General features: G+C 61.7%; 11 protein-coding genes. 9 read left to right on the top strand and 2 right to left on the bottom strand.

All coding sequences use genetic code 11. The features are described 5' to 3' along the window. The first annotated feature begins 80 nt into the window (after window positions 1–80). The 6 genes from AC6H1L_RS01230 to AC6H1L_RS01205 all read left to right on the top strand — a co-directional run bounded on the left by AC6H1L_RS01230 (window position 81) and on the right by AC6H1L_RS01205 (window position 8,024). On the top strand, window positions 81–1,529 hold the full coding sequence (locus AC6H1L_RS01230) for an NAD-dependent succinate-semialdehyde dehydrogenase (protein ID WP_497599736.1): 1,449 nt from the start codon (window positions 81–83) through the stop codon (window positions 1,527–1,529). 37 nt (window positions 1,530–1,566) lie between these two features. Beyond that, complete coding sequence (locus AC6H1L_RS01225) at window positions 1,567–2,511, top strand: hydroxyacid dehydrogenase (protein WP_497599735.1); 945 nt, start codon at window positions 1,567–1,569, stop codon at window positions 2,509–2,511. Window positions 2,512–2,605: 94 nt separating this feature from the next. Continuing rightward, entirely contained in the window at window positions 2,606–3,688 is a 1,083-nt protein-coding gene (locus tag AC6H1L_RS01220; RefSeq protein WP_497599734.1) for an Ldh family oxidoreductase, read from the top strand. A 4-nt stretch (window positions 3,689–3,692) separates the two neighbouring features. After that, window positions 3,693–4,541, top strand: coding sequence for a FadR/GntR family transcriptional regulator (locus AC6H1L_RS01215; protein WP_497599733.1), 849 nt, complete (start codon window positions 3,693–3,695; stop codon window positions 4,539–4,541). 79 nt (window positions 4,542–4,620) lie between these two features. Further along, window positions 4,621–5,448, top strand: coding sequence for a creatininase family protein (locus AC6H1L_RS01210; RefSeq protein WP_497599732.1), 828 nt, complete (start codon window positions 4,621–4,623; stop codon window positions 5,446–5,448). A 1,442-nt stretch (window positions 5,449–6,890) separates the two neighbouring features. Beyond that, entirely contained in the window at window positions 6,891–8,024 is a 1,134-nt protein-coding gene (locus tag AC6H1L_RS01205) for a glutathione-independent formaldehyde dehydrogenase (RefSeq protein WP_497599731.1), read from the top strand. A 160-nt stretch (window positions 8,025–8,184) separates the two neighbouring features. On the opposite strand, the gene AC6H1L_RS01200 is transcribed toward AC6H1L_RS01205, so the two are convergent. Then, window positions 8,185–8,379, bottom strand: coding sequence for a hypothetical protein (locus AC6H1L_RS01200; RefSeq protein ID WP_497599730.1), 195 nt, complete (start codon window positions 8,377–8,379; stop codon window positions 8,185–8,187). A 548-nt stretch (window positions 8,380–8,927) separates the two neighbouring features. On the opposite strand from AC6H1L_RS01200, the gene AC6H1L_RS01195 reads away from it, so the two are divergent. The 3 genes from AC6H1L_RS01195 to AC6H1L_RS01185 all read left to right on the top strand — a co-directional run bounded on the left by AC6H1L_RS01195 (window position 8,928) and on the right by AC6H1L_RS01185 (window position 11,831). Beyond that, on the top strand, window positions 8,928–9,809 hold the full coding sequence (locus AC6H1L_RS01195) for a class I SAM-dependent methyltransferase (protein ID WP_497599729.1): 882 nt from the start codon (window positions 8,928–8,930) through the stop codon (window positions 9,807–9,809). A 398-nt stretch (window positions 9,810–10,207) separates the two neighbouring features. Beyond that, the gene (locus AC6H1L_RS01190; protein ID WP_497599728.1) at window positions 10,208–11,176 is read left to right on the top strand and encodes an NYN domain-containing protein; all 969 of its coding nucleotides are present in this window, start codon (window positions 10,208–10,210) and stop codon (window positions 11,174–11,176) included. A 94-nt stretch (window positions 11,177–11,270) separates the two neighbouring features. Further along, window positions 11,271–11,831, top strand: coding sequence for a hypothetical protein (locus AC6H1L_RS01185; RefSeq protein WP_497599727.1), 561 nt, complete (start codon window positions 11,271–11,273; stop codon window positions 11,829–11,831). Between the two features lie 86 nt (window positions 11,832–11,917). On the opposite strand, the gene AC6H1L_RS01180 is transcribed toward AC6H1L_RS01185, so the two are convergent. Continuing rightward, complete coding sequence (locus AC6H1L_RS01180) at window positions 11,918–13,528, bottom strand: S53 family peptidase (RefSeq protein ID WP_497599726.1); 1,611 nt, start codon at window positions 13,526–13,528, stop codon at window positions 11,918–11,920. Window positions 13,529–13,977: the final 449 nt, after the last annotated feature.

Here is a 13,977-nt window from a genome sequence, read left to right as displayed (position 1 = left end):
AGAATGAATAGCTTCACTGGTCAAGCCAGAGAGAGCGAAGCGCTGCTACAGCGAACGCAACAGAAGGACGATACATCGCTATGGCTGATTACACTCTTTCAACGCTGGCCTCGCTCTACATTCGTGGAGAGTGGCACCGGCCTGACGCGGGCAACGTGCGAGAGATACGCAACCCTGCCGATGGCTCGCTCGTTGCGACCATTGGCTACGGCAGCCAGAGCGAAGCGCTGGCGGCTGCCGAGGCTGCGCGGGAGGCCTTTCCGAGTTGGGCTGGCTTACCGGCGCGCGCGCGAGCCGACCTGCTCTTGCAGGCCAGCCGCTTACTGCAAGAGCGCTCCGAGCGCATTGGCTATCTGCTGGCCCTGGAATCGGGCAAGCGCCTGCCGGAGGCCGTGGCGGAAGTACGTTTCGCCGTCGAATATCTACGCTGGTTTGCCGAACAAGTACGGCGTCCGGCGGGAGAGTTATTGCGCCCTGAGACAGCTCAGCGCCGGCAGCTTACGCTGCGGCAGCCCTGTGGGGTAGCGCTCTGCCTCACGCCGTGGAACTTCCCGGTCTCGATTCAAGCGCGCAAACTGGCGGCCGCCCTGGCTGCTGGCTGTACCATTGTCTCGCGCCCTTCAGAAAAGGCCCCGCTGGCCGTCATGGAACTCTTTCGCTGTCTACACGAGGCGGGCCTACCGCCAGGGGTTGCCAACCTGGTCCACGGACCGGCGGCGGAGATCACCCAGACCCTGCTGAGGCATCCCGCTGTACGCGTTGTGAGCTTCACCGGTTCAACTGAGGTCGGGCGTCAGATCATGCATCAGGCTGCCGAGCGGGTCGTCCGTCCCTTACTGGAGCTTGGAGGCAACGCCCCATTCATTGTCTTCGCCGATGCTGACCTGGACCGCGCGGTGGAGGGGGCCATGCTGGCGAAGTTTCGCAACAACGGGCAATCGTGCATTGCGGCCAATCGCTTTTTCGTGGAGGCGCCGATCTTTGCCGAGTTTGTCGAGCGCTTCGCGGCCCGCATCAACGCCATGCGTGTCGGAAATCCCGTGCAGGAGCCGATCCCCGATCTCGGTCCAGTGATTGATGAGCAGCGTCAGCAGGCCCTCACGAGACTGGTCGCCGAGGCCAAGGCGGCAGGTGCCCAGCCTGTCACAAGGCCGGTAGCACTTCCGTCGCGAGGCACTTTCGTGGCGCCGATGCTCCTGGTTGATCTCCCTGCTGACAACGCACTTGCCCAGGAGGAGATCTTTGGGCCGGTGGCGCTGGTTTTCCCGTTCGAGACGGAAGAGGAGGTCATTGCGCGGGCTAATGCGAGCGAAATGGGGCTGGCGGCCTATTTCTATACGCGCCAGCTTGAGCGAGCCTGGCGGGTAGCGGAAGCCCTGGAAGCTGGCATTATTGGCTTGAACGCGCCTTTGCCCTCCGTGGCCTATGCGCCGATGGGCGGCCTGAAACAGAGCGGGCTGGGGCGTGAAGGCTCACATGAGGGCCTCGACGAGTTTCAAGAGGTCAAATATCTCTGCTGCGAGTGGTGAGCCGGCTCGCCCTGGCGATCACAAAGGAGGAAGCGCGGTGTTAATTGTCGTCAGCGAGTGGCTGGCCTCGCCTGGCCCGGAATTGCTGGCTGCCTCGGGACACAGCATTTGCTTGGACCCCACACTTTGGAATGATCCAGCGCGTCTGCGGGAGTGCCTGGCCGAAGCCGCGGCGCTCATTGTGCGCAACCAGACGCGTGTAACGGCCTCGCTGTTGGAGGCGGCGCCTCACCTGCGTCTGGTTGGGCGCCTGGGAGTAGGACTTGATAACATCGACGTAGAGGCTCTGCGATCGCGGGGAATCGAGCTGGTGACGGCGCGCAACGCCAATGCCATTGCCGTCGCTGAGTACGTTATGGCGGCCATGTTGCATGTCGCTCGCAACCTGACGGCGGCGGATGCCAGTGTACGGGCTGGCAAGTGGGAGCGGACGCAGCTCGGGGGGATGGAGCTATGGGGGCGCACCCTGGGCCTGGTTGGCGTAGGAGAGATTGGAAGGCGCGTGGCCAGGCGTGCTCTCGCCTTCGGTATGAAGGTGATCGGCTATGATCCCTTTATCGGCCCCTACGACTACGCGCCGGCAGAGCTAGGTATTCGTCTCCTCCCGCTCGCCGAGGTCCTGGAACAGGCCGACGTGGTCAGCGTGCATGTTCCCCTCTCGGCTGAGACCTATCATCTGCTCGATGCGTCGCGGCTGGCTCGGATGCGTCCCGAGGCCATCTTGATCAACACGGCGCGTGGCGGCATTGTCGACGAGGGCGCACTGATCGAGGCGCTCAACGCTGGCCGGCTGCGTTATGCCGTACTGGATGTCACTGAAGAGGAGCCGCTGCCGGCGGAGAGTCCCTTGCGCTCCTGCCCTTCTGTGCTCCTCACGCCGCACATCGCTGGTCTGACGGCGGAGGCCCAGGAACGGACCTCGCGCCTGGTCATCACAGAGATCCTGCAGCGCCTGGCCGGTGGGCAGTCGCAGGGGGGCTGACCGCGCAACTAGGCGAGAGAGCCTGTGGAGAAGCTTGCCAGAGGCCGGGGGGTCTTCTTCTGGCGGAGAGAACGCAAGGAAAGGGAAGGAAACGATGACAGAGATGGATAGCGTGGGGCTGTCGCTGGTAGAGGCGGCAGAGCTGGAACGCTTTGCCGCGTCTGTCATGGAGGCCGTCGGACTGCCGTGGGCCGATGCGCGGACGGTGGCCTGGGCGCTCGTGACGGCCAATCTGGAAGGGATCGATACGCATGGGGTTTCACGCCTGGCGCTCTATGCACGGCGGGTGCGCGCTGGCCTGGCTGCTGCTCGCCCGCGGCTGCGCTGGAGCCATCCGGCGCCGGCGGTGGCTCTACTCGATGCGGACAATGCGCTTGGCCCTGTCGCTGCCGTGGCGGCCATAGATGAGGCGGTTCGCCTGGCTCACGGCCAGGGGGTTGGCATGGTGGCTGTCGCCCACACCAATCATGCAGCGGCCCTCTCGGCCTATGTCGAGCGTGCGACTGAGGCTGACTGTCTGGCGCTGATGGTGTGTAATACGCCGCCGGCCATGCCACCCTGGGGTGGGCGGCGGGCCTTTCTCGGCACCAATCCCCTGGCCTTTGCAGCGCCCGGGGCTGGACCCGGAGAGCCGCCGGTGGTGGTCGATATGGCGACAACCGTTGTAGCGCGTGGTAATATTATCATGGCTGCTCGCGAGGGGCGCGCGATCCCCGAGGGGTGGGCCGTTGACGCTGAGGGGCGCCCTACGACAGATGCTCAGGCTGCGCTGGCTGGGGCTGTGCTGCCTATGGCCGGCCCCAAGGGCTATGCGCTGGCGCTCATGATCGAGATCCTTTCTGCGATCGTGTCAGGCTCAAGCTGGGGGCCACGCCTGCGCTCGCCGTATCAGGACTGGACGGGGCCGACCGATGCCGGTCTCTGGTGCCTGGCGCTCTCACTGCCGGCGCTGATGCCGCTGGAAGTCTATCGACAGCGCCTGGGGGCGCTGTTGGAGGCGCTCCGGCAGGAGCCTGCTGCCCCTGGCGAGGAGATCCGTATCCCTGGAGCGCGTCGCGCAGCCATGCGGGCGCGGCGCCTGTCTGAGGGCATTCCTCTTGATCCGGCGACGCGCGCCGAGCTGGAAGCCCTGGGGGCAGAGCTTGGCGTCAGACCGCTTGTGTGGAAGGCACCGTAGAGCGATGGGCCTCTTTCAACCGGTACAGGATGAGAAGCGCAGTCTGGAGGGCCGCATTGTTTCCTATATTCGGGATCTGGTTGAGCGGGGCGTGCTAACGCCCGGTGAGCGTTTGCCGCCCGAGCGGGAATTGGCGGCCCAGTTGCGGGTGAGTCGCACGGCGCTGCGCGAGGCGCTGCATACCTTAGCGGCGCTGGGCCTGGTGGAGGCGCGGCATGGGCGTGGGATCTTTGTGGTGGGGGGGGCGTTGCAGGCCACGGCGCAGCGTCTGTCGCTGGCGCTGGGAGCCCGAGAAGGGGAGGAGGAAGGTGTTGCACGCATTCGGCAGCTCTTTGAGATCCGGCGTGTGCTGGAAGGGGCCGCGGCGGAATGGGCGGCCCAGCGGGCGCAGCCGGAGCAGATCGCGGAGCTGCAGGCGCTGCTAGCCAGAGATCGTGCTCTTCGCACCGCTGAAAAGGTTGACCGCTCGCTCATCAGCGAGGTAGATGGGCAGCTCCATGCTTTAATCGCTGCCAGTACGGCCAATCGTCTACTGGTCTTGCTGATGGCCACCCTGCTGGACGAGCTGGCGACCGCGCGCAGTCGCAGTCTGGTCTTGCCGGAGCGCATCCAGCGCTCTCTTGAGCAGCATGTGGCCATTGTGGAGGCGATTGCAGCGCGCGATCCGCTGGCTGCCCGTACGTCGATGATCGCTCATCTTGACGATGTTGAGCAGGCGATCATCCGTAACTGGGAGGCGGAGACCGCTGCGGGCAAGCGACGCATGGTCCAGGATGAGGAGCAGCCCGACCTGACAGAGAGCGGGGGAGACAGCAGCCAGGAGGAAACACGGGGCTGGCTTCCACCGCGGTAGACTGTTCATCCAAGCAGCGGGGCGGTAGGTGGAGGCGGAAGAAAGCCTCATACGACGACCAGAAAGGGTAGTGCTTGCTGTGCAGGCGACACATTGGCATCATCTGGCTGAGATGACCTGGACCGAGCTGGACCGTCTCAATCGCGAGCGCACCGTGATTCTGATGAGCGCCGGGCCACTGGAGCAGCATGGCCCTCATCTGCCGGTCGGCACGGATGTCTTTGCCGCCGAGGAGGTGACGCGCCGGCTCCTGGACCATTTAAGCAAAACCACGGATTGGACGCTGCTCCTGGCGCCGACCGTCCTCTATGGCTCGGCGGTGCTCAGTCGCCCCTACCCGGGGACAGTCTCGGTGCGGCGCAGTATCCAGACTGAGTATTGCACCGATATCCTGGCCTCCTTCGTGGAGAACGGTTTCCGCTGGATCATTGTGACTTCACAACACATGGACCCGCCGTACATTCTGGCCTGGGAAGAGGCCTGCCAGCGGGTCAATGCGCGTGGCGGTCGCGCGCTGCATGGCTATGAACGCCTGATCTTCGACGACCTCTTCGAGGCCGGTCTGTTATCTGCGATCCTCGGCTGCGATATCGAGGGCGAGAGCCATGCCGGCGTTTTCGAGACCTCGCAGTTGCTGGCGACCCGTCCGGAGTTGGTACGTCAGGAGGAGCTTGCGGCGCTGCCCCGGGTGCGTCTGGATTTCCTGGGCGAGCTGCGGCGGGCGCGCTCCTGGAGGGAGCTGGCCAACGGCCTGGGCTACACGGGCTATCCTGCTGAGGCCACGGCTGAGCGCGGCGAGCTGATCTATCGCCGCTACGTTGCCCGCTATGCGGCCCTGGTCGAGCAGCATCTTGCTGGGGCCGATGTCTGGTCGGCGCTCACGCTCACCCGCTGGTTCCCGTCTTGACTTGAGCCGCTAAGCTCTCAGACTGGGATACGTCGCTGTGACTGAGGAACGCGATGTCGCTCCTGACCGATCCTCTCCCTGACTGGAGATCTGCTGGCCATTAGCTGGTCCACCATCTTGGTTCTCCCCCTGCGCATTACCATCTTGCTCGCCTGCCGCTCGCATGCTTATGCTTCCATTCTCACAGCTACTATAGCATTCAGCCCTACTCTCCATCAAGTGGCTCTGAATCGTGTAGAGCTGCTAAAAGACTGTTCCGGTGCATCTGGCGGACAGAAAAGTATTGCCCGTGCCTCAAGCGAGGGGAGCGACATTAGCCACTGACTCATTGGCTATCGCGCAGCTTGCTCAGTCGGGACGGAAGTAAGGTGTTTCTGTCCTTGCTCTACTGGCTAAGGTGAGAGAAAGATCGCTTCACGAAAGCAGTGTTAGAGAACACTCGGCAAGGAAAGGCTGCTCTTCTGTGCAGAAAGGATATATTCCCCAAAGGTATTGACGAGGAGCCTCTGTGATCAACGTGCTCAATGGTCGGCTGCAACAGGATCATCAAGCAGAAAATCGAATAAGGGTTCCAGAAGGCCAGCGTGGTTCAGCTGATAGCAGCATTTGGTAAGATCTTTTAATTCAATGCAGCTATCTGCAATAGGTTAAATATGATCTTTGGTTATAGAGAGGCGAGCAGATGGACTGGTGTGGCGAGGCGGGCAAGGAAGGCGATGCGAGACGGCGCAAGCCAGCTACGCGGCAGACGTAGGAGCCGTCCTTGAGTGGAGAAGGCCCAGACAAGCCAGTCTGCCATGATGACCAGGGGCAGGCTCGGAGTGGCAGCAGCAGAACGTCGCCCCCTGGGGAGACAGCAGCTACTAGCCGACCTGAACCTAACCAATAGGCCGCAGAGCAGCCATGCTACTGGCTCGCAGGGCCGGCACCTTGCAACGAGCTGGGACCTGGAGATGCAACGGTCTGCCTGCCTGCGCGCTCTGGATAGCGGTCGCCTTTGTCTCCACTTCCCTGACCTGGGTGGATCAAGCGCTGAACTTTCAGCAAATGAGGACTTCCTGGTCTGGCTGCTCCTGCCGTGCCTGCGGCTCAAGTCCGCGTCAAGGGGCCGGCCACGGCGCCCTTGCCATGCCAGGGGTAGATTAAAGATATACTTTTGTTTTGTATAGTTGTGTTTATTTTCATTGACTTTGATTTAAAGATTATATACGATATAGTTGTGAAGATCGATTTTTGATGAGTTTACTTGTGAAGCATGGCAAACGTCTCTCAAAGGGAGAGTGGGACTGAGCTATCTTCAGCGCCTATCGTCCTGGCCGCAAGATAGCGCTGCCAGGAGCATGCTCAGTCTGACAAACGCCGTTGTTTCGCGTGGGCTACGATGCTGTAGTGCTGGCCTGGCCAGTGTAATGGTCAGGCTGACCAGAGAAAGGACGCCAGAGATGAAAGCCGTCGTCTACAAGGAACCCTTTAAGGTAGCGGTCGAACAGGTCCCTGATCCCAAGATTCAGCATCCCAATGACGTGATTGTCCGCATTACCTCGACCTGCATCTGTGGCTCGGATCTGCACATGTATGAGGGGCGCACCGCGGCGCCGCCGGGCCTCATCTTCGGTCATGAGAACCTGGGCATCGTCGAAGAAGTCGGCTCAGCGGTCACCACGCTGAAAAAAGGCGATCGCGTGGTGATGCCCTTCAATGTTGCCTGCGGGTTCTGCAAGAACTGCGAGCGAGGCTTTACCGGCTTCTGCCTGACCGTCAATCCCGGCTTCGCCGGTGGCGCCTATGGCTATGTGGCGATGGGACCCTATCCCGGCGGGCAGGCAGAATATTTGCGGGTGCCCTATGCAGACTTTAATGCGCTCAAGCTGCCACCTGGCACCGAGCACGAGGATGACTTTGTGCTGCTGGCGGATATCTTCCCCACAGGCTACCACGGCGCCGAGCTAGCACAGGTCTCGCCTGGGGAGTCGGTTGTGGTTTTCGGGGCTGGCCCGGTGGGAGCGATGGCCGCCTATAGCTGTCTGCTGCGAGGGGCCGCCGAGGTCTATGTTGTCGACCGTGTGCCCGAGCGCTTAAAGAAGATCGAAGAGATCGGGGCCATTCCGATCGACTTCAGCAAAGGGGACCCGGTTGAGCAGATCCGCCAGATGCGGGGAGGCGATGGCGTTGACAAGGGCATCGATGCTGTTGGCTATCAGGCTATTCAGCCAGGCCAGGACAAAGAGGCTCCTTCGGCAGTCTTGGAGGCCCTCATTCAGATTGTGAACCCCACCGGGATTCTGGGCATCCCGGGCCTCTATGTGCCAGCCGATCCGGGCGGCGTTGATCCACACGCCAAAGAGGGGCGCCTGCTCATCTCCTTCGGCAAGCTCTTTGAGAAGGGCCTGCGCTTGGCCACAGGTCAATGCAATGTCAAGCGCTACAATCGCTACCTGCGCGATCTGATCATTGCGGGTCGGGCCAAGCCCAGTTTCATTGTCTCGCATCATGTGCCCTTAGACGACGCCCCAATGGCCTATGAAAAATTTGATAAGCGCATCGAAGGCTATACTAAGGTTGTGCTGAAGCCCTGAGCGAGGTGGAAAGAGCGCAACAACCGCCAGACGAGCAGGGTGGGCGAGGGCAAAGGCAAAGCTCTCACCCACCCTGCTCTGTTCTGCTCTGCTCTACTTCCTGGTCAAAGCGAGCATTGGTAGTCGGTGAGGGAAGGAGGAAAGCGCAGCAAGGTTGGCCTTAGTCGTTATCCGTTTCTGGAAACACGGGCAAGGGGCGTACCCACCGTATTTGCAGATGGCTGGCACAGAGCGGGCAGCGTCGCTCGGCTGGCAAGGGCACGGCGATCAGCGCTGTGTAGCGCCAGGCGCCGTCTAGATTGCGCTCCCATATCAAGCTACAATCGGGACAAAGATGACGTTCCCAGATCACCATATGATCTTGCTCTCCAGAGAAGCAAACCTTTGCTTGTTTGGTTGGTCTATCCTGCCTCGCCATCTGGACAAAAGCGGCCCGCAGACAACGCGGGCCGCCCATTGCCTTATCGGCAGCGCTGGGTCAGCGTTGCATCTCTACAGATGGCTGTTTGTGGAAGTATAGCAGATCCATGCTGAAAAAGGAACCTCTGCGTAACTCCCCCAAAGAGCAGTAGGCTCCGAGTGATCTTTCTCTCCTCGCCCGCTCTCGCTGGCGCTTAAGGCGTAGAAACACCATCTCGTCTTGGCGCTCCTGTCTGGCCTGGTCGGGTCTTTTCCCTGGCCCCGAAGCCAGGGCGGGGCCTGCCTTCCTCTCTAGCCTGGTACCCGGCCAGCGACCGTGCTGGATGGGCCTGCTGGTGCTGCCAGGTGCGCCAGTTCCCCCTTTCGTTACAAAGTCGGCTGCTGTTACACTTGAAGTGATAGCTTCAGGAACAGGTGGTAGTACTCTGCAGGTGCTCCACCGAGGTAGGTTTTCCTTGCCCTGAGTGGAAAGGAGCTGAGGACATGGACATGGCGGAAGCCGACAATAGCTATGTGATTGATGCTGAAAACGCTGGCGAACTGGCGCGCCTGATGCAGCAGGACCGCCTGCTCACTAAAGCAATGGGGGACCTGCTGCCTGAGTTCGCTACGGAGCTGCTGCCGCCCGACGGAGGAAGAGTGCTGGATCTGGCTTGTGGCCCTGGAGGCTGGGCGTTGGAGCTCGCCTTTGCCTTTCCTCGCATCGAGGTCATCGGCGTTGACATTAGCCAGCAGGTGATCACTTACGCGCGCGCCCAGGCCTGGTCACGGGGCCTGGAGAATGTTCACTTCCAGGTCGGCAATGTCATGGAGCCGCTGAGTTTCTCCGATCGCTCTTTTGATTTGATCAATGGCCGCCTGCTGAGTGGGTTCATGTTGCCAGACGCCTGGCCTCGGCTGCTGGGCGAGTGCTGGCGTCTGCTCAAGCCAGGGGGAGTGATGCGTCTGACTGAGGGAGAGATGCCTCTCAGCACTAGCCCGGCCTCTGAGCGCTTTAACGCCTTATTCACGGAAGCCCTGAAGCGGGCGGGCCGGAGCTTTTCGCCGGATGGGCGCCACATTGGCATTACGCCCATGCTGGCACGCCTCTTGCGACAGGCCGGCTTTGAGGAGGTGCGTCTGCGGGCCACTGTGATTGAGTGGTCGATAGGCACGGAGGCTTATTATCCTGTCTTCAAGGACGCCCTGTTCGGAATAGAGCTGCTTCAGCCTTTTCTAGTAAAGGTGGGTGTGGCCACTAAGGAAGAGCTGGAGCGACTTGCGCAGTTGGCCATCGCAGAGATGCAGCAAGAAGACTTTTGCGCCATCTGGAACCTGGTAACGGCCTGGGGGCGCAAACCAGCCAGTGCGGCTGCTGTGGGATAGGAGAGAGAGGAGGAGCATCCATGACGTAAGGAGAGCATGGCTGCTGGGCTGGCACGGCGCAGCGCAGATGGAGGACTGCCTCTGCTCTGGGTCATACGCTCACCGGCCGTGTGGCCGCTCAGCGAACAGGATGGCTCGCACGCAGCCCGCCTGCCCTGGCTGAGATGCTCGCCCGGCACAGAGAGCGCCGGCTCCGATCGGATCGGCTCTGTAGCCTCTCGGCGCTAGAGTGGTTTATGCTCTGCTGTCTGCACTGGGTATATATATGTGTATGGAAGGAAAGAGGATTGTGTGAGACTGCGCCTGTCCGGAGCGATGCCCGAGAGTAGTTATATTAATAAGGAATACAGGCGCCTGGCGGCGAGAGGCGTTCCTTTGAATAGGCGAGGAGAGAGAGCATGCTCACTCTGATGCGTCCACTGGCGACCTGGCTCGCCAGCCTGAGCAGGCGGGGGAGGCCGTCCCTGTGTGCTCACCAGCCGCCTCCCATGGCCCTCCTCATCGATGGAGAAAATATCGGGGCAGAATGGGCAGCGGCAATCGTGGCCAAAGCAAGCCTGTTCGGTGTCGTGACCATCCGGCGGATCTATGGCGATTGGGCCAGTGCTCAGATGGCCTCGTGGCGAACGATCGCGGAATGCTATGGCTTCCAACAGGTCCAGGTGCCGCGAGCGGTCCCTGGCAAGAACGCTGTTGATCTGGCGCTGGCGGTCGATGCGATGGACCTCTTCTTTGGCGGGCTGCGCTGCTTCTGTCTGGCCAGCAGCGACAGCGACTATGCGCCCCTGGTCCGACGCCTGCGCGCGGCGGGCTGTTTTGTCCTGGGCATTGGCCGACCGCCGATCTCTCAAATGCTGCAGGCCGCCTGCCAGGTCTTCCTTACGACTGACCAGCTTCATCCACTGCTGCTGCAGCGAGAGGCGCCAGCAACAGGACTGATACACCCTGCTGGAGCCAAAGAGGTCAAAGAGTGCCCCGCCCCCGTGAAAGAAGCCTTGGCGCCTCCTATGGTCAGCCAGAGCATGACCACAGGCTCCGCTCAGCCAAAGCAAGGAACCATTCCCGCCGGGCTACTCTGTCTGGCCTACCAGGAGGCCTCTAAGGTGAGCAAGCGTCAGGATGGCTGGGTGAGCGAGTCCCAGCTTGGCCAGCACCTTCATAAACTGGATACCCTGTTCAAGGTCAAAACGTATGGCTTTCGCAGACTGAGGGAGCTGTTAGAGCGAGCGCGAGCTGAGGGCCTCCTTGAGATCCAGCACAGTGACGGCAAACAGTGGTATGTGCGTCTGCTGGCCGCTGCTTCCTCTCAGACCCTGGCTTCTGCCTCGTCGCCCTCAGAGCTGGAAGAGCCTGCCCTAGAGTCATAGCGCACTCGCCGCATCGGCGCGCTGGACCACCCTCGCCTGGCCTGGCGCATCGGGGCCGGTGCTTGGGGTGAACGAGAAGAGAGGAAAGCACATCATGCAGGAATCCCTCCAGGGCGGCTGGCAAAACTTCTACGTGATTATCGGCTCGGCCTCTGCGGCCCTGATCGGCTTAATGTTCGTGGTTATGACGCTCCTGGCCGCAAGGGGAATGCGGCAGACAGGCGAAGAGGCCATAGGAGCTTTCGGCACACCGACGGTGGTCCATTTGTGTACCGGGCTCCTGGTCGCTCTGATACTTACCGCGCCCTGGCCAGCGCTCTGGCAGGTCGCCTTGCTGTTAGCCTGCGGCGGCCTGGCCGGTGTCCTCTACATGCTCATCGTGATCCAGCGAGCGCGTCGCCAAAGGCATTATCAGCCTGTGCTGGAAGATTGGGTCTGGTATGTCATCTTTCCGCTCCTCGCCTACGCCTCATTGGTGGGGGCGGGCATGGCGCTGCTGAGCTATGCCAGGCCAGCGCTCTTCGTCATTGGTGCCGCAGCCACCCTCATGCTTCTGATTGGTATCCATAACGCCTGGGATACAATTACATACTTAACATTTAATCAGGATTCTTTAGATAAAGAAAAGAATAAAGGGCAGGGTCGAGAAACCTAGCCGAGGGCAGGGGCCGACGCGCTAGCAAACGGACGATCTCTTGCCTGGGCGCCGGCCCCTGCTCCGATGCTAGTGGGTGGGCTGAGCTAAGCGGCAGAGGGAGTCAGCAGAGCCTGCAATAGCAGAGCGCCGTCGGGCGTGCCCAGGCCTGTGCAGGCATCCCAGCCGGGGCCGGCGGCATAACCGCCATTATCACCACTGGTTACATCGCGCAGCGCTTTCTGTTGCAACAACTGCGAGTAACGCTGATAGAGGAAGGGATTCAGGTAACCTACGGGTTGACCACGCCGCTGGTTGAGCAGCGCAATCAGCCCGGCCCAGAGCGGAGCGACCGCGCTGGTGCCGCCGACGGAGGTACGCTGGCCGTCGACCAAGATCAGATAGCCTGTCTGTGGGTCTGCATTGCCGGCCACATCGGGCACGCCGCGCCCCCGATGCTGGTCATTGATCGACGGAGGCACCGCTACCCGCTCCTGCCAGGCCGGAAGAGGGAAAACATCGCTGACCCCTCCACCGGTGGCACCACCACCCTCCGCCGCCTCATTCCAGACCACCTCACGGGTCACCTGCCCCGCCTGCGCCTCCAGGCGGGTACCGCCACAGCCCAGAACATAGGGACTGGAAGCCGGAAAGTCAACATGGGCTTTCTGATCGTTCAGGCCATCGCTCGCGCCGTTATCGCCCGAGGCCACGCAGACCGTAATCCCCAGCGCAGCCGCATCCTGGAAGGCCTGATTCATGGCAGTCATGGCCTGGCGCGTCCAGCTTGCCTCGGGGGCACCCCAGCTAATTGAAATCACGGACGGCGCATTGGCCGTATCGTGGATAGCCTGCGTAATGGCATCCAGAAAGCCACGATCGGTATTGGGGGCGAAGTAAACGGCGATGCGGGCGCCGGGCGCAATGGCGCCAGCGATTTCGATGTCCAGGGCAACTTCCCCATCGGCGCTATTGGGGTCGCCCGTCGGGCTATTCTCTCCACCATCGACCGACACGCTAACAACCTCGGGTACGTTCAGGCCGAGCTGCTGAAAATAAGCAGCCAGGTCCTCGCTGCTATAGCCACCCCCCAGCTCGATCAGAGCGATACACTGGCCGCTGCCAGTCAGGCCGCTCGGAAAATCATAGAGCTGAGCCACCTGCAGTGGCGTATAGCTCACCGTAGCAGTGCTCACCAGCGTGCCTCTTCCCGGGGCGGAAGTAAAGCGCAGATGGGGCTGGGCCTGGGGGCGATCATCCAGCCCGAAGATCCCGATAATCACCTGCGCCAGCTCCCTGGGAACATGCAGGTAGCCAGAGCGCCCGCGGAAAGTCTGCCCCTCATATTCGTAATGATGCAATTCGGTAGCGAAGGCAGCGCAGAACTGGGCCACCGTACCGCCCAGCACCAGCTTGCGCGCTGCCCGATCGACAGCCAGCACCTGCAGCTGATGGGCCTGGGCGAAGGCCTCCACCCGTGCCACATCCTCGGGGCTGGCACTGTGCCGGGCCAGGTATTCCTCTCGGCTCATCTGCGGACCGGGCAGACGGGCATGGCGTTCTAGCGCGCCAGCCTCCTCTATCGCTGCAGGATCTCTCAAGTAGACACTGACCTCGATCCGTTCGTTGGGATCAGCCGACCTGACCCGTCGGGCCTGGGCAGGGAGATGACGCTCACTGCCGGCCAAGCGAGTAAATCCTTGAGGAAGCTCAGGCATGGTCTTTTCCCTTCCGTTCTCTCATCTTGGCTTTCCTCTCCTGTCCTGAAACTCGCCTAAACTCCTGGCCAGAAAACGCTCGCCTCCCCTTCGCGAGAGAGCTTCTCATTCCTGGGCCGGGCCTTGTCCTCGCGCGTTCTCTTCCTACATCTGGGGGCCCAGCCAGGGGCGCTCTGCCGAAGAGAACAGCTCCTTCTCTCTACACGGCCTGGCTGTCGCAAGCGGAGCAGGGGCTCATTCTGGCCGGCCTGCGCTTGAGCATCTGTGCTGAACGGGTTTGCCTGTCCTTTCCCTCGTTCGCTGCTTCTGCATGAGCATGCGGCAGCTCGTCAGGTCCCTCTCTCTCCTGCCCCCCAGTTTCCCCAGCCCTATACCTGTGCCTGGCGGCAAAACCAGGACTGGGCAGAGAGCAGAGCGAGCCGTAGTCTCCGGCAGGCGCCTGGGCATGG

This window comes from Thermogemmatispora argillosa (assembly GCF_059696725.1).
This window is presented reverse-complemented; position numbering and strand designations above follow the sequence as displayed.